The organism is Psychroflexus sediminis, assembly GCF_900099815.1.
Lineage (GTDB): Bacteria > Bacteroidota > Bacteroidia > Flavobacteriales > Flavobacteriaceae > Psychroflexus > Psychroflexus sediminis.
Map to the genome: position 1 here is coordinate 143,039 of NZ_FNCW01000002.1, position 18,954 is coordinate 161,992.

The following is an 18,954-nucleotide window of genomic DNA, read 5'->3' on the forward strand; positions in this document are numbered from 1 at the left end:
TAATGTTTATCTTTGAATTACTAATTCAATAGTGTAACGTGGAATACAATTACATCAAGGCGCTTCATCTCATTTTTGTAATCACCTGGTTTGCCGGTTTATTTTACATTCCCAGGCTTTTTATTTATCATATTGAAGCCAGGCAAAAACCACAGCCTGATCGTGACATCTTAAGCGACCAGCTCAAAATCATGGAAAAGCGTTTGTGGTATATCATCACCTGGCCTTCAGCCATTTTAGCGACCATTTTTGCCGTATGGCTGTTGATTTTAATCCCTGGATGGCTCGAGCAAGCCTGGATGCACGTGAAATTGGCTTTTGTAGCCCTGCTTTTTGGGTATCATATCAAAAATCATTTCATTTTTAAACAATTTCAAAAAGAGGATATCAGATGGACTTCCAACGGCATGCGTCTCTGGAATGAAGGCGCAACTCTTATTTTATTTGCCATTGTGTTTTTAGTCATTTTGAAAAGTGCTATCAGTTGGATCTGGGGTTTGGTAGGCTTAATTGGTCTAGGTCTTGTGCTGATGCTTGGCATTAAATTATACAAACGACTTAGAAATCGAAATCCTTCTGCATGATGTTCAATTACAGGCAATCTTTACGAACACGAATATTCATCTCTATGATAGCCCTAGTGGTGGGGGCTTCCGTTTTGATTGCCGGGGTTACCATTTATCAATTCACCGAGGAAGCTAAAGAATTGCATCTGGAAAAACTGAACAGAAAAGAAAATGCTATTCTGGCAAACATCAATTATGTTTTGAGAACCACTACTTATCCGGTAGATACTGATAATTTGCCTCTTATTTTTAAGGAGAAAATTTACGAAATACAAGATATTCATAATACCGAAATCAATATCTACGATTTAGACGGCTATCTTTTAAAGTCTTCTTTTGCTACATTTTACATGGATTCCATCGAAACGCGAATGGCACCGGAAAAACTGGAAGCTCTTGAAAACTCTGCTGACAAAAAATATGTTGAAAACTTTAAAATCAACGATCAAAACTATCAGTCGTCTTACACCTACATTTTAGACAATTATTTTAAGCCTATAGGTATTTTGAATTTGCCTTATATTGAAGATGATGGATTTCTGCAAAATGAGCTTAGGGATTTTCTGATTCTTTTGTCTCAAGTTTATTTATTTATGCTGATTGCCGCTATCGTTTTAGCTTATTTTTTATCCAGGTATATCACGAGCTCTCTTCAAAGCATCAGTAAAAAAATAACCAGAACACGGCTGGATCAGGCCAATCCTAAAATATCATATAAAGAAATCAGCTATGAGATTAAACCACTGGTTAAGGCTTATAATGAAATGATCGACGAGCTGGAAGATAGTGCTATAAAGCTTGCCAGAACTGAACGCGAGGAAGCCTGGAGGCAGATGGCAAGACAGGTAGCCCATGAGATCAAAAATCCACTAACGCCCATGCGCTTGAGCATGCAAAGTTTCGAGCGTAATTTCGATCCGGAGCATCCTGATATTGAGATAAAAGTTAAGGAATTTTCGAAAACTATCATTCAGCAAATCGATAATTTAAGTGCCATTGCCGGAGCCTTTTCAGACTTTGCCAAAATGCCGGCTCAGCAAAAAGAAAGTTTAAATGCTGTTGAAATCATTAAACTTGCTCTTGATATTTTCAATGATTATAAAATTCAATTTATTTCTGAAAAAGACAATATTCAGATCAAATTTGATAGAAGTCAGTTGATCAGAATCATCACCAACTTGGTTAAAAATGCAATTCAGGCTACTGAACATCTTGAGTTTCCAGTTATTTTGGTAAGAATCTTTACCGAAGAAGACAAGGTTATCATTAGCGTTGAAGACAATGGAGTTGGGGTTCCTGTAGACATGCAGGAGCGAATTTTTGAACCGAGATTCACCACCAAATCCAGCGGCATGGGCCTTGGTCTGGGTATGGTTAAAAATATTGTCAAAACTTATAAAGGAGATATAAAACTGACCTCAAAACCTCACGAAGGCAGTATCTTTACACTCAAATTTCCAAAATCCGATACTCATGACATTTGAAAATTTAAAAGTTAATATTAAAGATCGCATAGCGACTGTTTATATCAACAGGCCAAAAAAACTAAACGCACTGAACAGAGCTACTATTGAAGAGCTTCATCAGGCATTTAAATCTCTTCGGGAGGATACGGAGGCTGCAGTTATCATTCTTACCGGTAGCGGCGAAAAAGCTTTTGTAGCCGGAGCTGATATTTCAGAATTTTCAGACTACAACGTTGAACAGGGAAAGGATCTTGCCGCTAAAGGTCAGGAACAGGTGTTTGATTATATCGCCGATTTCCCCAAACCAGTGATTGCAGCGGTCAACGGTTTTGCCCTGGGTGGTGGACTGGAACTGGCCATGTCTGCGCATTTCAGAATCGCAAGTGACAACGCCAGATTGGGCCTGCCTGAAACCTCTCTGGGAGTGATTCCCGGCTATGGCGGAACTCAGCGCTTACCACAATTGGTAGGGAAAGGTAGAGCTATGGAAATGATCATGACTGCCGGGATGATAGATGCGCAAACCGCCAAAGATTACGGTTTGGTCAACCATGTTACCACCATAGAGGAATTAATTCCGTTTGCTGAAAAATTGGCCTTTAAGATTTTAAACAATTCAAGGCAAGCGATTTCTGCCGCTATTGAAGCTGTCAATGATAACTATAAAGATGGTGTCAATGGGTTCGAAACCGAAGTCAGAAACTTCGGAAAATCCTTTGGAACCGAAGATTTTAAGGAAGGAACCCAGGCTTTTTTAAACAAGCAAAAGCCAAATTTCAAGTAATATGTTTCCATTGCAAAGATACCGACGCTTAAGACAAAGCGAAGCCATAAGGGCATTGACGAGAGAACATTATCTGAGTCCGAATGACTTTATCGTTCCGCTTTTTGTGGTTGAAGGAAAAGGCGTGAAAGATGAAATTGCTTCTATGCCCAATTACTTCAGGTTTAGTCTAGACCTGTTGGCTAAAGAAGTCAAAGAACTTTGGCAGATGGGCTTAAAGTCAGTTTTGCTTTTTGTGAAAGTGGATGAAAGGCTAAAAGACAATAGAGGTGAGGAAGCGGTCAATCCTAGTGGATTGATGCAAAGAGCTATCAAAACGGTTAAAGATGCTGTGCCGGAAATGCTGGTCATGACTGATGTGGCTTTAGACCCGTACTCCGTTTACGGGCATGATGGGATCGTAGATCAGGGTAAAATCGTCAATGACAGAACCAATTCTTTTCTTGCCCAGATGGCTTTAAGCCATGCTCAGGCCGGAGCTGATTTTGTTGCTCCTAGCGATATGATGGACGGCCGGGTACTGGAGATACGAAGCGTTTTGGAAGATGCACATTTCACCGATGTAGGGATTATGAGTTATTCAGCCAAATTTGCCTCTGCATTCTATGGCCCGTTTAGAGATGCCCTAGACTCAGCACCTGTAGATGTGAAAGATATTCCTAAGGATAAAAAAACCTACCAGATGGATCCTGCCAATAGAAGCGAAGCTTTAAAAGAAGCTTTTACAGATATCGACGAAGGCGCGGATATCGTCATGGTGAAACCTGGTTTATGTTATCTGGATATTGTGAGAGACCTGGCTAATGAAGTAGAAGTTCCTGTAGCGGTTTACCAGGTGAGTGGGGAGTATGCCATGATTAAAGCAGCATCAGAAAAAGGCTGGCTAAATCATGATGAAGTCATGCTGGAACAGTTAACAGCCATAAAAAGAGCAGGAGCAACGATGATTGCGAGTTATTTTGCAAAAGATGCGGTTAAGTTGCTTTAATAGCATTGCTTTTACGTGTTTCATCATCGAGCGGAGTCGAGATGAAGCTGGTTCTCGACTTTAGTTTATCCTGAGCAAAGTCGAAGGGCTCGAACCTAAACAAAACAGTTTGTATGTCAAGAAATTTAATAAAAATGCTATTAATAATAAAGTCTTAAGTTCAATTAAAACTTGGCAATTATTAAAGTAATATATTAGAATTAATATATCGAATTATCAATTCAGAATACATGATTAAAAACGACTTATTTCTAAAAGCCTTAAAGGGAGAAACTGTAGAGAGACCACCGGTGTGGATGATGCGACAGGCAGGACGCTACTTGCCGGATTTCATGAAATTGAAAGAAAAATACGATTTCTTTACCCGCTGTAGAATTCCGGAACTCGCTACTGAAATTACGGTAATGCCAATTCATCAGGTAGGAACAGATGCAGCGATTTTGTTTAGCGATATTCTCGTGGTTCCTCAAGCGATGAATATAGAAGTGGAGATGAAACCAGGTCTTGGACCCTGGCTGCCGAATCCTATCCGAGACAGAAAAACTCTGGATCAAGTTATTGTTCCCAATGTTTATGAAGAACTTGGTTATGTGTATGAGGCTATCAAGATGACCAAAAAGGAACTCAATGATGAAGTTCCGCTTATTGGTTTTGCAGGTTCTCCCTGGACCATCTTTTGTTACTGTGTGCAGGGGCAAGGTTCCAAAAACTTCGATAAAGCCAAAGAATTTTGTTTCACTGAGCCTGAAATGGCGCATGAGTTACTTCAAAAAATTACAGATACAACCATAGCCTATCTAAAAGGAAAAGTAGAAGCCGGAGTGGATGCTGTGCAGGTTTTTGACTCCTGGGGAGGCATGCTTTCACCGGTGGATTATCTCAAATTTTCCTGGCCTTATATTCAGCAAATCATCGACGCGCTGAAGGATGAAATTCCAGTGATTGCCTTTGGAAAAGGTTGCTGGTTCGCTCTGGATACCATGTCCAAATCAGGAGCCTCGGCACTGGGCGTAGACTGGACCTGTTCGGCACAATATGCTCGTCAATTTTCTGGTGGAAACATTACGCTGCAAGGTAATTTTGATCCGTCACGATTGTTTTCTCCCCCAAAAGAGATTAAAAAAATGGTGCACCAAATGATAGATCAGTTTGGTAAAGACCGCTATATCGTTAATTTAGGTCATGGTATCTTACCCAACATTTCTGTTGAAAATGCCAAAGCCTTTGTCGATGCCGTAAAAGAATATAAATAGACTCTAAATCTATGAGTAGTTTAAAAACCATCTGTCTCAGGCAGATGGTTTTTTTTGTAAAAAATGAAAGCCTTCTTTTTAAGAATTAAGCATTCCCTCGACTTGTGAGATAAACCCACTGACTATAAGTCGATTATAAAGACACAGCCAAACTAAGCTTCTTCACTGGCTAATGTAATCTTTAAACCTTACGGTTTTCCCGTACTTAAACAACGGTCAAACCGTAAATGATTTCAAAATAATCAGGCGTTATTTACAATAAAAGTAAAATTAACGCAATTTTGAGGTATTTCAAAAATCACCCGTTTATTCATCATTTTATTCTCTCTAAAATCATTTTATCACATGTTTTTCGCTGACAGGTTTATCGAACACAGTATCTAAACTAACTATAAGACCCTTATTTTTTAATTTAAACATGTAACAAATGATTCAAAATTTACTTAACCGGGCTACAAGCTTAGTAGCTATTGTTGGCTTTTCTCTTTTAGGAGTCGCACAAACCGCGGAAAAGCAGGCAGAAATTACCTCAAGTTATAATACCTCAGTTTTAAATACACTTGAAAAGGAATTCAAATCAAAATCAGAACAACAAGATCTCAAGATCAGGCAATATGTAAAATCCAATTCAGTGCAAACTGAACTTATTTTAGAAGATGGCGGGTATGCGCAGCTTCAGCGCATTGAAGAGGATGGCAGTCTGATTTATTACAGAACCTATAACGTGGCCTCAGCCAGATCTACACGTGTCAACCACGTCAATTCAGGAGGTTCTTTAGGACTTAGCCTGGATGGCCAGAATATGATTTCTTATGTCTGGGATGGTGGTCATCCCCGGGTAACCCATCAGGAATATGATGGTGTAGGGGGGAGTAACAGAGTTTCTATTCAGGATGCAACCGCAGAAGGCGGTGTTCAGCTTAATTTTCATGCGGCTCATGTTACGGGAACCATTCTTGCCTCAGGTGTTGTAGCCAATGCCAAAGGCATGGCTCCACAGGCCAAGGCTAAAGCCTATAAATGGAATGATGATTTGGCCGAAGCCACTTCAGCAGCAGGCAGCGGGATGCTGATCTCCAACCATTCTTACGGATACAATTCGGAGGCTGTTCCCGATTACTATTTTGGAGCTTATATTGGCGATTCCAGAGACTGGGATAATTTACAGTACAATGCGCCCTATTATCTTATGGTTGTAGCAGCTGGTAATGACGGGACGGCGACTTATAATGCTTCTCCGCTTAACCCTACCTATCCCCAGTACGATAAACTCACAGGACATTCGGTTTCTAAAAATACCATGGTCGTTGCCAGTGCTCAGGATGCTAGTATTGATACCTCAGGCAATCTGGTTTCCGTCAACATAAGTTCATTCAGCAGTCAGGGACCAACCGATGATTACAGAATCAAACCAGATATAACAGGGAACGGTCAAGGGGTGTATTCTACCTATGATAACAGTGATACAGCATACAATAGCATTTCCGGAACTTCAATGGCTTCGCCGAATGTGGCCGGATCCTTGCTTTTATTACAACAGCACGCCAATAACACAACTGGAAATTATTTAAAAGCCTCCACCTTAAAAGGAATTGCTTTACATACTGCCGACGATGCCGGTTCAACCGGTCCCGATGCCATTTTTGGCTGGGGGTTGATGAACACTAAACGAGCTGCAGAGGCGATTTCAAATAATGGGCAGGCGGCGCTTATCAGTGAATTAACGCTGGCATCCGGACAAAGCTATTCTGTGGAAGTCGAAAGCGATGGCGTCAATGACTTGCTGGCTTCTATTTCATGGACAGATCCGGCAGGAACAACCACGACCACATTAAATTCTTCGGAAGCAAGACTGGTGAATGATTTGGATATCCGTGTGACTAAAAACTCAACGTCATTTTTACCTTGGCGATTAACCGGTGTAAATACGAATGGCAAAGGGGATAACACCAGGGATCCTATTGAACGTGTAGACGTGAGCAATGCTTCTGGAACTTATACCATTACGGTAACACATAAAGGGTCTCTAAGCAGCGGAAGTCAGGATTATAGCCTGGTCGTGACTGGCTTGACCTCAGCTCCCGTTGCCTGTGATGCGGTGACACCAGCAGGGCTAGCAGCTTCAGGCATAGGCTCTAACACAGCAATCTTGAATTGGAATAGCGTAGATACGGCAACCTATGCAGTGAGGTATAGACCTTCCGGAACCTCGACCTGGACCACAACTCTTTCAGATAATGCGTCGATGACGCTTGAAGGTTTGACTGCAGAAACCACTTACGAAGCTCAGGTCAAAAGTATATGCGGTTCAAGCAGTTCTGCCTATTCTTCATCGATTAGCTTCACAACGACCGCTCAGGAGCTGGTCTACTGCGATTCTAAAGGGAACAGCGTTGCAGATGAATATATCGGAAATTTTGAACTGAATACTATCGCTAATTCATCCGGGGGTGGAAATGGATATTCAGATTTCACATCTATCTCTGCAGCATTAGCCAGCAGTCAGACTTATAGTTTTACAATAACTCCAGCCTGGACCGGAACGGTTTACAACGAAGGCTATGCCCTATGGATAGATTATAATAAAGATGGTGATTTTACAGATGCTGGTGAACTAGTATTTTCGAAAGCAGCCTCCAATGCCTCATCGGTAACGGGAAGCTTTACAGTACCCAGTACAGTTGTGGAAGGCGCTACAAGACTACGTGTTTCCATGAAATACAATGCTATTCCAGGTTCATGCGAAGCCTTCTCTTATGGTGAAGTAGAAGATTATACAGTGAACCTCAGTGCGAATGCAGCAGACACCCAGGCGCCAAGTACGCCAACTGCTTTTGCAGCGTCCAATGTCACAGAGACTTCAGTGAGTCTGTCCTGGAATGCCTCTACCGATAACATAGGTGTGGAGGGCTATGAAATTTTACAGGGCTCCAGTGTTTTGGGAAGTACGGCAAATACCAGTGTGGAGATCAGCGGCCTTTCTGCAGGTACTGCCTATACATTTGCTGTCAGAGCAAAAGATGCAGCAGGAAATACCTCGGCAAGTGCAACACTGAGTGTAACCACAACTTCAAGTGTAACTTATTGCACTTCCAGCGGAAACAATTCTTCCTACGAATGGATTGATTTTGTCGGACTTAACAATATATCCAAGACCAGCGCAGACGATTCCGGTTATGCAGACCACACGAATTTGGTAGCGAATTTGCCTTATGGTTCTAATACCATACAGATAAGTGCCGGATTCTCGGGACAGGCGTATACTGAGTTTTGGAAAGTGTGGATAGATTACAACAAAAACGGAGTCTTTGAAACCAGTGAACTGGTGGTGAGTGGATCGTCTTCAAGTGCAGCTAATTTAAGTGCAACTTTCAACGTGCCAGCCACAGCAATTTCGGGTCCAACCCGTATGCGAGTTTCCATGAAGTACAATGCTGCACAAACCGCCTGTGAAAGCTTTGCTTATGGCGAAGTAGAAGATTATACGGTGAATGTGGGTCAGGCTACCAGCACTTATGCAACATTGAATGCTACAGAAAGACTGGGCAATGAAACGGCTCCCCTGGGTATGCAGCTGTATCCTAATCCTTTGAAAGGAAACTTTGTGAAGATAAAAGCCTCTTCCAAAACGCAACTGAACTATAGCATCTTTGACCTTTCCGGAAGGGAATTGAGTCAGGGGCAGGTGAGGAATCAAAGTATTCCTACACATAACTTATCTACTGGAGTTTATCTTATCAAACTGGATGATGGCCAAAAATCCTTCACTAGAAAATTGATAAAAGAATAATCCGTTAATTTTTTTCAATCATGGTTAAGCCGCCCGCCTCATGCGGGCGGCTTTTTTGTGTGATAAGAATAAGTTTTGGTGCATTTTTTTGATTTTGCCACTGCAGACCTAAACTTTTATGACATCGAGTTTATGCAGGATTCTCAGAGAATGTGGCGTCCAGGGGTTGTGATTTCTACTGAAGTCGGCGTGTAGGCTCAATATTTTTATAAAATTCAAGATACGCGAGGGTTTGAGTTTGGGTAAACATGAAAACCCCCTATAGTAAAAGTATTTTAAACTAAAAACCTGGTCAAGCGCCTCGAAGCTCTTGCCAGGTTTATAGTTTTTTGGCTTTTTACTGAAATGGCTTGAATCAGATAGCCTGCCTTTGTAGGCAGTCAGGCCCGACTCCCTCTCCAAGGCTTTAGGAAGAGAAACGCCCGAATCTTACTGCTTGTGTTCCTCATACAGCTTTGTAAAATGCTCGTAGAAATAAGGAATTGTTTCGATGCCTTTGAGGTAATTCCAAATCCCAAAGTGCTCGTTAGGGGAATGGATGGCATCCGAATTGAGACCAAATCCCATGAGCACGGTTTTGCTATCGAGGTACTTTTCAAAAAGGGACACGATAGGGATACTGCCTCCGCTTCGCTGTGGAACCGCCGGTTTGCCAAAGGCCTCCTGAAAGGCGAGATCTGCCGCCTGGTACTCAATGCCATCGATAGGCGTCACATAGCCCTGCCCGCCGTGATGAGGCTTGACTTTTACTTTCACGCTATCGGGAGCGATGTTTTCAAAATGCGTTTTGAAGAGTTCTGTAATTTCTCTCCAGTCCTGATTCGGGACTAAACGCATGGAAATTTTAGCAAAAGCCTTACTCGGAATGACGGTTTTAGCGCCCTCGCCTGTATAACCGCCCCAAATGCCGTTCACATCCAGAGTGGGCCGTATGGAATTGCGCTCGTTGGTCGAATAGCCTTTTTCTCCGTGAACATCGGGGATGCCGATGTGTTTTTTGTAATCTTCCAGATCAAAAGGCGCTTCTGCCATTTTTGCTCTTTCCTCATCGCTCAATTCTTCCACTTTATCGTAAAAACCGGGTATGGTGATGTGGTTATCTTCATCATGAAGCGATGCAATCATTTTGGAGAGTATATTAATAGGATTTGCCACGGCTCCGCCGTATAAGCCTGAATGTAAGTCTCGATTTGGACCTTCCACTTCCACTTCTACATAGCTCAAGCCTCGCAGTCCGGTAGTGATGGAAGGCACTTCCTTGCTAATCATGCCCGTATCTGAAATCAGGATGACATCATTGGCAAGTTTTTCTTTATTGTTTTCCAGAAACCATTCTAAACTCACACTGCCGACTTCTTCCTCGCCCTCGATCATGAATTTGATGTTGCAGGGTAAAGCTTCATTTTGAATCATGACTTCCAGGGCTTTCACGTGCATATACATCTGTCCTTTGTCATCACAGGCTCCGCGAGCATAGATAGCACCTTCGGGATGAATTTCGGTAGTTTCGATAATCGGCTCAAACGGAGGACTGTTCCATAAATCCACGGGATCTGGCGGCTGCACATCATAGTGGCCGTAAACCAAAACTGTTGGCAGGGATTCATCAATTATCTTTTCTGCATATACAATCGGAAAACCGGGGGTTTCGCAAATTTCTACTTTATCACAGCCAGCCGCTTCCAAATTGATTTTCACAGCGCCAGCAGTCATCAAGACTTCTTTTTTGAAGCTGGGATCTGCACTCACCGAGGGAAGTTTAAGAAGCTCCATAAGCTCGTCTATAAATCGTTGTTTATGCTTTTCGATATAAGGTCTAGTATTCATGGTGTTATGTTTGAGTTGTCACAATATAAAATATTTTATTGAAACTTAATTTGAAAGTTGTAATTATTATCTATATTTGCAATCGCAAAAAATAATGCGGGCGTGGTGGAATTGGTAGACACGCTAGACTTAGGATCTAGTGCCGCAAGGTGTGAGAGTTCGAGTCTCTCCGCCCGTACTTCAAAAGCTTCTCTTTTCGAGAAGCTTTTTTTATGAAAATACATTGAGGTTTCGAGAGTTCTCCCGAAGCTTCGGGATCCGCCCGTACTTGTAAACCCGGCAATCTTGAAAAAGATTGCCGGGTTTTTTATTTAAGAAGAGTCTCGTAGTTTATACTGAGCTTTTGTCGAAGTACCCGTACTTCAAAAGCTTCTCGCAAAGATTAGCTTTTTTTTTATTGTAAAAACTCATAACTTATATTTGAATTAATACAAAATCAATCTGTTTTAAGTTTTCGCCAAAATAACTTAAAATGTATAAAATCATTTTATCATCAATTTCTCGATATTCAGTAAAAAGTTATAGATTTCAAATCTATTCTTGACTCTGGACTGTTCTTTTATAGTCTTGATAGTTGAAAAACGACACCTACTTATGACTCTACAAGAAGCTAAGATTGCTGATAAATGCTTTAAAAAAATATATGATATTCATGTTTCACCTTTAAGGAGAGCAGATACTTATAAAGCTTTAAACTTTTTAAAGGATGAGGATAAAGATAATGGTAGACATGTAATAAAGGATGAATATTTGTCTTTACTAGTAAGTGAAAACCTTATTAACTCTACATATAGTTAGCTAAGTTTAATAAGTTTACTTGTGAAAAAATTCCTTTTCCTTCTGATTTTTAGCTCTATTAGTACTTACGCCCAAGAGATTGAAGGCTATGTGTATGATGCTGAAGGTAGAGTTTCTCGAGTCCGGATCCATAATTTAAGTCAGGACCTTTTTGAGGTGTCAAATCCGTACGGCTATTTCAGAGTGGAAGCAGCCGTGGGAGATACGGTTCACTTTTCTTATGTTGCCTACGACTTATATGAGTTGATTGTCCAAAAACAGGATCTTGAGAAAAAAATTGTTGTAGAACTGAAGTTTTCAACCCTGGATGAAGTGAAAATCACTGGCTATCGATCCAGAAACACGGCTGTTGAAGATTTAGATGATGAACTCGCGAGTCAGATCCAAAAAGACATTAAAAAGCACCCCAATTATTACAGAACCTCTAAAGGAAATATTGGGAATATCATCCAGTCGGTTGTTGATCTTTTCAAAAGGGATCAAACCTTAGAGCCAGCAGATCCAGAACCAGAATTTATAAGTGTTGAAGATTTTGAAGTCTTATTTCTAAGAGATGACTTCTTTGATGAAGAATTTCTAAGTCAGGAGCTCGGTATCCCTAAAGAAAATCATAAATTGTTTTATGAATTCCTGGCTTTACAGCAACTAGAGTATTATTATTTAGAAAAATTGAATAAACTTGATTTAATTGAAAAGCTTTACAACTACAGCGAAAAGTATATGGATTGGTGGAACTCAACTAAATCTAAAAACAACTAAAATGAAGGGGGCAGTGTAATATAGTGAAAATCAATTTTTTGAATTATTTTGCCCTGAGGCTATTCAGTTTGATGCCAATGTTAAAAAAATAATATTCTCATAAGAAAACCTTAATTTTCTAAAAAATTATATTTAAATTAGGCTATCTGAAAATTGAGTGTTATGAGATTATTTTGCCTTTTATTTGTTTTGTGCGTGGGATTCAATTTTGCCTCTGCAGACCCTACTCATCCCAATAAAAATAAAATCAAAGTCGTTATTGATGCTGGTCACGGAGGTTCAGATTCCGGTGCTATAAATAATACTGTTTTAGAAAAACAGATCGTTGCAGACGTATCTTCTCATCTAAAAGAACTTTGCAAAGATAAAAATATCGAGATCATCCTTTTGAGAACCGAAGATAAGTTCATGTCTCTTCAGGAACGGATAAGCAAAATAGAAGCTCTTTCACCAGATTTAGTCATTTCTCTTCATGCTAATTACTCAAAGGACAGGGAAAGAAATGGAGTTGAGGTTTTTGTAGCAGAAAATGAATTCACCATAAAATCCTCTTACTTCGGAACCAAAATACTGGAGTCCTTTAAACGTAAAGAATTTAAAACTTCAAGTCTAAAATCTGCTAATTTCTTTCTTATGAGAAATTTAAACTGCCCGGCAGTTACAGTTGAACTTGGCTTCTTGTCCAATCCTGAGGACATGAAGTATCTCAATTCTGAATTTGGACAAAAGTTTTTGGCCAAACAAATCGCCTCTTCCTTAGATTAATTGACTGGCAAAAGCATCTATTCCTTTACTTTTGCTGAATGAAAATTACAGAAACAGATGTAGCCATAATTGGTGGTGGAGCAGCAGGATTTTTCGCAGGTATTAATCTTGCAGCCTCAAATTCAGCAGCAAAAATAGTCATACTGGAAAAGGGAAAGCAGGTCTTGAGTAAGGTTAAAATTTCTGGCGGGGGACGTTGCAATGTGACTCATGCCGAATTTGATCCTAAACTTTTGGCCAAAAATTATCCACGTGGTCATAAAGAACTTCTTGGTCCATTTCATCAATTTATGACGGGTGATATTTTTGCCTGGCTGGAGGAGAGAGGTGTTGAGCTCAAAATAGAAGAGGATGGTCGTGTTTTTCCCACATCAGACTCTTCGCAAACCATCATTGATTGTTTTCAAAATGAAGCAGACAAACTAGGTGTTGAGGTCAAAACCAATACGGGTATAGATGTGATTACCAAATTGGAAGACCAGGATTATTCCTGGGAACTGAAGGGAAAGGATATTCATATAAAGGCCAGACAACTCATTATTGCCTCAGGCAGTAGCCCAAAAATGTGGCGATTGATCCAAAGCCTTGGTCATGAAGTTGTAGAGCCGGTGCCCTCCTTGTTTACTTTTAATATAAAAGATGAGCGTCTGCAGAGTCTTTCAGGGATTAGTCTTCCTGCCGAGGTTGAAGTGTTCACCACCAAAGACAGGGGTGTTTCCAGGTCAAAACTCAAAAGCTTACAATCCTCTGGTCCCCTGTTGATAACCCATTGGGGGATGAGTGGTCCCTGCATTTTAAAACTTTCGGCCTGGGGGGCCAGAATCTTTTATGAATTGAATCATCAGTTTCAAATGAGAGTGAATTGGTTGCCACAACACCATGTGGAATCTTTGAAATCTCTGTTTGAAGAGTTTAAACTATCTCAGCCTAAACAATTCTTATACACCAGGCCTCTGGAAGGCCTGCCTAAACGGTTTTGGCAAAGCCTTTTGGATCATATTTCTATTGATCAGGATTTGAATTGGTCGAATATCAGTAAACATCAAATTCAAACTCTAGCGGAAGAACTTTGCGCCGGAGAGTTTCATGTGAACGGTAAAAGCACTTTCAAAGATGAATTTGTAACTGCAGGAGGAGTGAATTTGAAAGAAGTCAATTTCAAAACCTTCCAAAGTAAATTGCATGCAAATTTATATTTTGTCGGAGAAGTTTTGGATGTCGATGCCGTAACCGGAGGATTTAATTTTCAGGCTGCATGGACGAGTTCATACGTTTGTGCTAGACATATTGCCGAGGTTCTGTAATGTTAAAATTCTGTTTAGCCTAAAGGTTTGTCCCTTATTTCTGTTAAATTGATGTCATTAACTTAAAAACTAAACACTATGAAAAGGAAGATTTTTATTTGTGGAGCCCTGTCAATGACATTATTAAGCACAAGTTGCTTGGGTTCCTTCAGTGCCTTTAATTCGTTAAGGGACTGGAATGACGGAGTGACAAACAATAAGTTTATAGACAATTTAATTTTTTGGGCCTTAAATATCGTTCCTGTTTATGGATTATTTATAGCAGGTGATGTATTATTTTTTAATGTTTTAGAATTTTGGACAGGAAATAATCCTATCGCCATGGCAGAAGGTGAAAAAGAAACGCAGTATGCCACAATAAACGGCGAAGATGTAAAAATGACCGCCACTAAAAATCACTTTAATATTGAAATTCTTTCCGGTGATAATAAAGGACAAAGCTTAGAGATGGTTTACACACCCGAAAATAAAACGTGGAACACCATTGACGAAAACGGAGAGCTCATTAAACTCGCCTCCATGAAAGATGGATTTTATATGGTGTATACTCCAGAAGGTGATGCTATACAAATGGATCCTACAGCCTCTAAAGAGCAAAACATGGCTATTTTACAAGGTAAAGTAGCAGATTATGAAGCCTCTATGTGGGCTGAAGCTAAATAAGCTTACGCCTAGATTGAAATTTTATAAAGACCGAAGTCATTTGACTTCGGTCTTTTTGCTTTAGTTACCTTTGTATAAATAAGTATTCATGCTCAAAGTAAAAGATCTCGCCTACTTTCATAAAGGGGATACCGGTATTACCGAGATCAATTTTGAATTACAGAAAGGAGATCATTTGGCTGTAATTGGTGAAAGTGGCTGTGGTAAAAGCACTCTTATCAAGTCTGTATATGGCTTTTTTGATTTGCAGAAGGGGTCAGTTTATTGGAAAGATGAAGAAATTCTTGGACCCGCATTTAATTTGGTTCCTGGCTTCCGGAAATTCAAACACCTGTCTCAGGAATTTGATTTGATGCCCTTTACCACTTCCGAAGAAAATATCCAGAAGTTTTTATCGAGAGAAACACCAAGTCAAAACAAGAAAAGAAGTGACGAACTCATCGACTTATTTGATCTTGAAGAAGTGAAGCACCAAAAAGTAAAAACTCTGAGTGGTGGTCAGAAGCAAAGAGTGGCTATTGCTCAGGCTCTCGCCAACCCGCCGGAATTGATTTTACTGGACGAGCCCTTCAGTCATATCGATCAATTTTTGAAACACAGACTGAGACGGCGTCTGTTTCAATTTCTTAAAAAAAATAAAATCACCTGTATGTTTGCTACACATGACGCGGAAGATGTCCTGCCATTTTCAGATTTTACAATGATTTTAAAGGATGGTAAATCTATAGATTTTAGACCTACTTTTCAGGTGTATAACCAGCCTAAAAATGTCTATTGTGCTTCCCTTTTTGGTGATGTCAATAGTTTAGAGGCCTCAGAATTCGGTCTGGAAGGCCATCAGGAGAAGGTCTTGGTTTATCCTCATGAAATTGATATTCAGGAAAATGCCACTTATAAAGGGCGAATTATATCAAGCTATTTTAAAGGTTCGCATTACCTTGTAGAAATAGATTATAAGTTCACCTCAATTTTTGCAACTTCCAAAGCAGAAGTATATATAGGCGATGAGATTAGTTTTGGATTGGATAAGGAAAAAATAATGAAACGGCTTAATTGAAAATTCTAAGTATTCCGCCGCTTTCTGTAACTCGATAGGCAAATAAAGGATACCTCAAATTTTCCACAAGAGGTTGTCCAGTGATAAGGCTGTAGCTATTTGGAGAATTATCGCAGCTAGATTCAGCATTGAGACCCTCTATAATAAGCCTGGAGCAATCGCGCGGAACCAAATTGGGATCTGCTGCATCCCAGGCTAAAAAACTACTTCCGGAATTTACAATGATAAGCCCAAGATTACCCTGGCCAGGAACATAAACGGAATTGCCGCTGAAGTTGAGGTTATTGAATTGTGGGAGACTCAAATCGGCTTCATAGTTTACATTGATGTTGAGCAAATTGGGATTTCTCCTAAGGCTGTCATCGCTTTCACAACTCAATAAAAATGAGAGTCCAATAAGAAGAACAATAGCTTTCATATTAATTTTTAGATGTTTATGACTTTGAAACCACAAAAATATTATATTTGCTTTATAGAATCTCAAAAAGCCGTGAGATTCTTTTTTTGTTATATATATAAACGACAGGATTATGAGTAAAGTATCTTATTATACAGAAGAAGGCTTGAAAAAGCTGAGAGCAGAACTCGACCAGTTGAGAGATGTGGAACGTCCTAAAGCTTCTCAGGATATTGCCGATGCCAGAGATAAAGGAGATCTGAGTGAAAATGCCGAATACGATGCTGCTAAGGAAGCTCAGGGCATGCTGGAAATGCGTATTGCAAAACTTGAAGAAGTAGTCGCCAATGCAAGAGTCATAGATGAGTCACAATTGGACACCTCCAAAGTTTTAATTCATAGTAAGGTGAGGTTAAAAAGCACCAAAATGAACCAGGAGATGACCTATAAGCTGGTTGCTCAGAGTGAAGCTGACTTAAAAACAGGAAAAATTTCGGTGGATTCACCAATCGGAAAAGGTCTTCTTGGGAAAAAAGCCGGAGACACCGCAGAAATTGAAGTGCCTAACGGTAAAATTACTTTTGAAATCCTTGAAGTCTCAAGAGATTAAAAATTTTCAGCTTATTCAAAAATAAGCTGACCCGTATAAAATACATCAACCTCCACTTGTGGAGGTTTTTTTGTGCTGATTAGATTCCCTGAAGATCTTATTTCTCCTTTTAAAGACTGTATAGGAGTAATAATGGCTTCTCTGAAGGAGCGATGAAAAAAAGTAATTTCCTGCGCTTCTAAATGTCTTGCCAGAATAGTCCCTGAGCCGGAGGCCGTATTAAAGTGAAACTGCTGTGTCTTTCCCGAAATTTCGAAATCTGATATCCCATTTCCCACCAGGTTTAGTCTTTTATTGTTTACTTCTATCTTGAAATTTCCTAGATTCAAGGCACCAGGGTCATTAAAATCCTCAGATATCAAAGTAAGATTTTCAAACTCTAAAGTATTGGTGCTTACGACCTCGAATTGTGAAGAATTCCTTACATACGTTAGTTTTGAACTTCTTAATTTTAAGACGATAGGCGCTTCAGAAAATCCGGTAGTACAAAGGCTACTGACCTTAAATTCATATTCGTTTCCATTTTGACTGATCTCGAGTTGATTCAGATGGTGTTCACCACCAACGGCTTCAAGGCTTTCCTCGTCGCTATAGGTAATCTCAATCCTTAGGTTTTCTCTGATGATGATTCTTTCCAAATCAGAAATTTCAAAAATCCGTGTTTCAACCTTGCCTTTTCCTTGTAAGCAATCCTTTGAGCTATCTGGATCACAGCCAGTGATGAAGAGAGCAAAGATGAATAAAGCAGCTAATTTTTTCATTGTATTCAATTAAGAGTATCTAACCAGGACTTCATAAGCGTATGCCTATTCCAAATTCTATGGCTTCCGCTTTAGAATAATGGGATTTGAGTAAAAGGGAGGCATAAAATTGATCTGTGAAGTAGCGCCGAACTCCGACTTTCAAATATTCTCTGTTTAGGTAATCAATAGGATAATACACATAATACCCGATTTGCGATAACACACTCCAGTTCCCCAAATACAGTTCATGACCCAGAAATAAACCAGCTCGTCTCCAGTCTTCATCGCCCTGAAACTGATTTTCTTCAGGGAAGGCTGCTGCTTTATACTCTATATACGTTTTCACAGAAGGTGTAAAAAAAGCATCTACACCCAGACTTAACCCACTGCGGTGAGAAAGCCGTTTGTTAACCGAAGTCGTTAGCGTTAAAAAAGCCTCATTATCTTCTCCCCAGATGCCACTGTCGTTGGCTCCTGTAGCCGCCACAAGATCCCAGGACCAGGATTTAGTGATTGGTTTTAAAACAGGAGTTTTATATCTCTTTTCTGTTTCTGAAAACTGATGGCTGAGTCCGATTTGAACCCCGTAATTATTGGTGCTGGTATTGGGTGATTTGGTTTTGCCATTGGAATAATGCACCAGAAACCCACCAAATTTGAAATCGATGGGTGAGCCAAAAATTTGCTTAAGTCGATATTCCAAGCCAAAGATAATCGAAGCCGTGAGTGACGAGCCGTAAGCTGTATTTCTAGGATTTTCAATGGGATCATAAGTATTGGGAATATAGCCTGCACCAAGTCCGGCTTTCAGGCTGAGCTGTCGCTCCCAAAAGAAAAACCTGTACTCGCCGTGGAGGCTATACACTCGGCCCAAGTCTGGGGAGCCCATATCTTGGACTAATAAAGAGGCGCCATAACTTGGGTAGTTATACAGCTGCTGCCAGTTTTTTTTACCGTAGGTTTTGCGTTCCCATGACAATAAAATGCCTTGGGTAGGACCCTGGATAAGGTGTAGGATTTGCGGACTGTGCCTCATAATTTTACCATAGAGGTAGTCCACATGAAAAGCATCGGAATGGTTTTTTTCCTGCGCTATGCTTGAGTGTAAGCACAGAAAAAGCCATAAGCATAACAGGTAGTTTGTTTTCATTGATTAGTCAACTGGAATCTGCAAACTTAAACTT

17 protein-coding genes and 1 tRNA gene are annotated in these 18,954 nt (G+C 40.1%); 14 read left to right on the forward strand and 4 right to left on the reverse strand.

What is annotated here, in order from left to right; all coding sequences use genetic code 11:
• Positions 1-38 precede the first annotated feature (38 nt).
• From BLP81_RS02115 to BLP81_RS02140, 6 genes are all read left to right on the forward strand, one after another.
• Positions 39-584: a CopD family protein gene (locus tag BLP81_RS02115; protein ID WP_093365079.1), complete on the forward strand. Its 546-nt coding sequence runs from the start codon at positions 39-41 to the stop codon at positions 582-584.
• Positions 584-2,050 (forward strand): sensor histidine kinase, encoded by a 1,467-nt coding sequence (locus BLP81_RS02120; protein WP_093365082.1) that lies wholly within the window; start codon positions 584-586, stop codon positions 2,048-2,050. The genes BLP81_RS02115 and BLP81_RS02120 overlap by 1 nt, the downstream gene beginning before the upstream one ends.
• Positions 2,040-2,816, forward strand: coding sequence for an enoyl-CoA hydratase/isomerase family protein (locus BLP81_RS02125; RefSeq protein WP_093365085.1), 777 nt, complete (start codon positions 2,040-2,042; stop codon positions 2,814-2,816). Before BLP81_RS02120 ends, BLP81_RS02125 begins: the two co-directional genes overlap by 11 nt.
• 1 nt (position 2,817) lies before the next feature.
• Entirely contained in the window at positions 2,818-3,804 is a 987-nt protein-coding gene (gene hemB / locus BLP81_RS02130) for a porphobilinogen synthase (protein ID WP_093365087.1), read from the forward strand.
• 230 nt (positions 3,805-4,034) lie between these two features.
• Entirely contained in the window at positions 4,035-5,057 is a 1,023-nt protein-coding gene (hemE, locus tag BLP81_RS02135) for a uroporphyrinogen decarboxylase (protein WP_093365094.1), read from the forward strand.
• A gap of 427 nt (positions 5,058-5,484) precedes the next feature.
• Positions 5,485-8,847: a GEVED domain-containing protein gene (locus tag BLP81_RS02140; RefSeq protein ID WP_093365097.1), complete on the forward strand. Its 3,363-nt coding sequence runs from the start codon at positions 5,485-5,487 to the stop codon at positions 8,845-8,847.
• A gap of 429 nt (positions 8,848-9,276) precedes the next feature.
• Here the strand turns inward: BLP81_RS02140 and BLP81_RS02145 are convergent, their stop codons facing one another.
• Positions 9,277-10,674: a dipeptidase gene (locus BLP81_RS02145; protein WP_093365101.1), complete on the reverse strand. Its 1,398-nt coding sequence runs from the start codon at positions 10,672-10,674 to the stop codon at positions 9,277-9,279.
• A 96-nt stretch (positions 10,675-10,770) separates the two neighbouring features.
• On the opposite strand from BLP81_RS02145, the gene BLP81_RS02150 reads away from it, so the two are divergent.
• The 7 genes from BLP81_RS02150 (at position 10,771) to BLP81_RS02180 (ending at position 16,020) form a co-directional block, all read left to right on the forward strand.
• Positions 10,771-10,852: transfer RNA gene (locus tag BLP81_RS02150), tRNA-Leu, on the forward strand.
• A 416-nt stretch (positions 10,853-11,268) separates the two neighbouring features.
• Entirely contained in the window at positions 11,269-11,472 is a 204-nt protein-coding gene (locus BLP81_RS02155; protein ID WP_093365104.1) for a hypothetical protein, read from the forward strand.
• A gap of 21 nt (positions 11,473-11,493) precedes the next feature.
• Positions 11,494-12,231, forward strand: a complete 738-nt coding sequence (locus tag BLP81_RS02160; protein ID WP_093365107.1) for a hypothetical protein — start codon at positions 11,494-11,496, stop codon at positions 12,229-12,231.
• Positions 12,232-12,393: 162 nt separating this feature from the next.
• On the forward strand, positions 12,394-12,996 hold the full coding sequence (locus BLP81_RS02165) for an N-acetylmuramoyl-L-alanine amidase family protein (RefSeq protein WP_093365114.1): 603 nt from the start codon (positions 12,394-12,396) through the stop codon (positions 12,994-12,996).
• A gap of 38 nt (positions 12,997-13,034) precedes the next feature.
• The gene (locus BLP81_RS02170; protein ID WP_093365118.1) at positions 13,035-14,300 is read left to right on the forward strand and encodes a BaiN/RdsA family NAD(P)/FAD-dependent oxidoreductase; all 1,266 of its coding nucleotides are present in this window, start codon (positions 13,035-13,037) and stop codon (positions 14,298-14,300) included.
• A 78-nt stretch (positions 14,301-14,378) separates the two neighbouring features.
• A complete protein-coding gene (locus BLP81_RS02175; RefSeq protein ID WP_093365121.1) occupies positions 14,379-14,963 on the forward strand; it encodes a DUF3332 domain-containing protein in 585 nt (194 codons plus the stop codon).
• Positions 14,964-15,051: 88 nt separating this feature from the next.
• Positions 15,052-16,020, forward strand: a complete 969-nt coding sequence (locus tag BLP81_RS02180) for an ABC transporter ATP-binding protein (protein WP_093365125.1) — start codon at positions 15,052-15,054, stop codon at positions 16,018-16,020.
• Here the strand turns inward: BLP81_RS02180 and BLP81_RS02185 are convergent.
• Positions 16,013-16,438, reverse strand: a complete 426-nt coding sequence (locus BLP81_RS02185) for a Rieske (2Fe-2S) protein (protein ID WP_093365129.1) — start codon at positions 16,436-16,438, stop codon at positions 16,013-16,015. The two genes, BLP81_RS02180 and BLP81_RS02185, sit on opposite strands and share 8 nt — an antisense overlap.
• Before the next feature lie 112 nt (positions 16,439-16,550).
• Between BLP81_RS02185 and greA the strand changes: the two genes are divergently transcribed.
• Positions 16,551-17,027, forward strand: coding sequence for a transcription elongation factor GreA (greA, locus tag BLP81_RS02190; protein ID WP_093365133.1), 477 nt, complete (start codon positions 16,551-16,553; stop codon positions 17,025-17,027).
• Positions 17,028-17,038: 11 nt separating this feature from the next.
• Here the strand turns inward: greA and BLP81_RS02195 are convergent, their stop codons facing one another.
• Both BLP81_RS02195 and BLP81_RS02200 read right to left on the reverse strand, forming a co-directional pair.
• On the reverse strand, positions 17,039-17,788 hold the full coding sequence (locus BLP81_RS02195; protein WP_093365137.1) for a GIN domain-containing protein: 750 nt from the start codon (positions 17,786-17,788) through the stop codon (positions 17,039-17,041).
• A 31-nt stretch (positions 17,789-17,819) separates the two neighbouring features.
• On the reverse strand, positions 17,820-18,920 hold the full coding sequence (locus tag BLP81_RS02200) for an acyloxyacyl hydrolase (protein ID WP_093365142.1): 1,101 nt from the start codon (positions 18,918-18,920) through the stop codon (positions 17,820-17,822).
• Positions 18,921-18,954 lie beyond the last annotated feature (34 nt).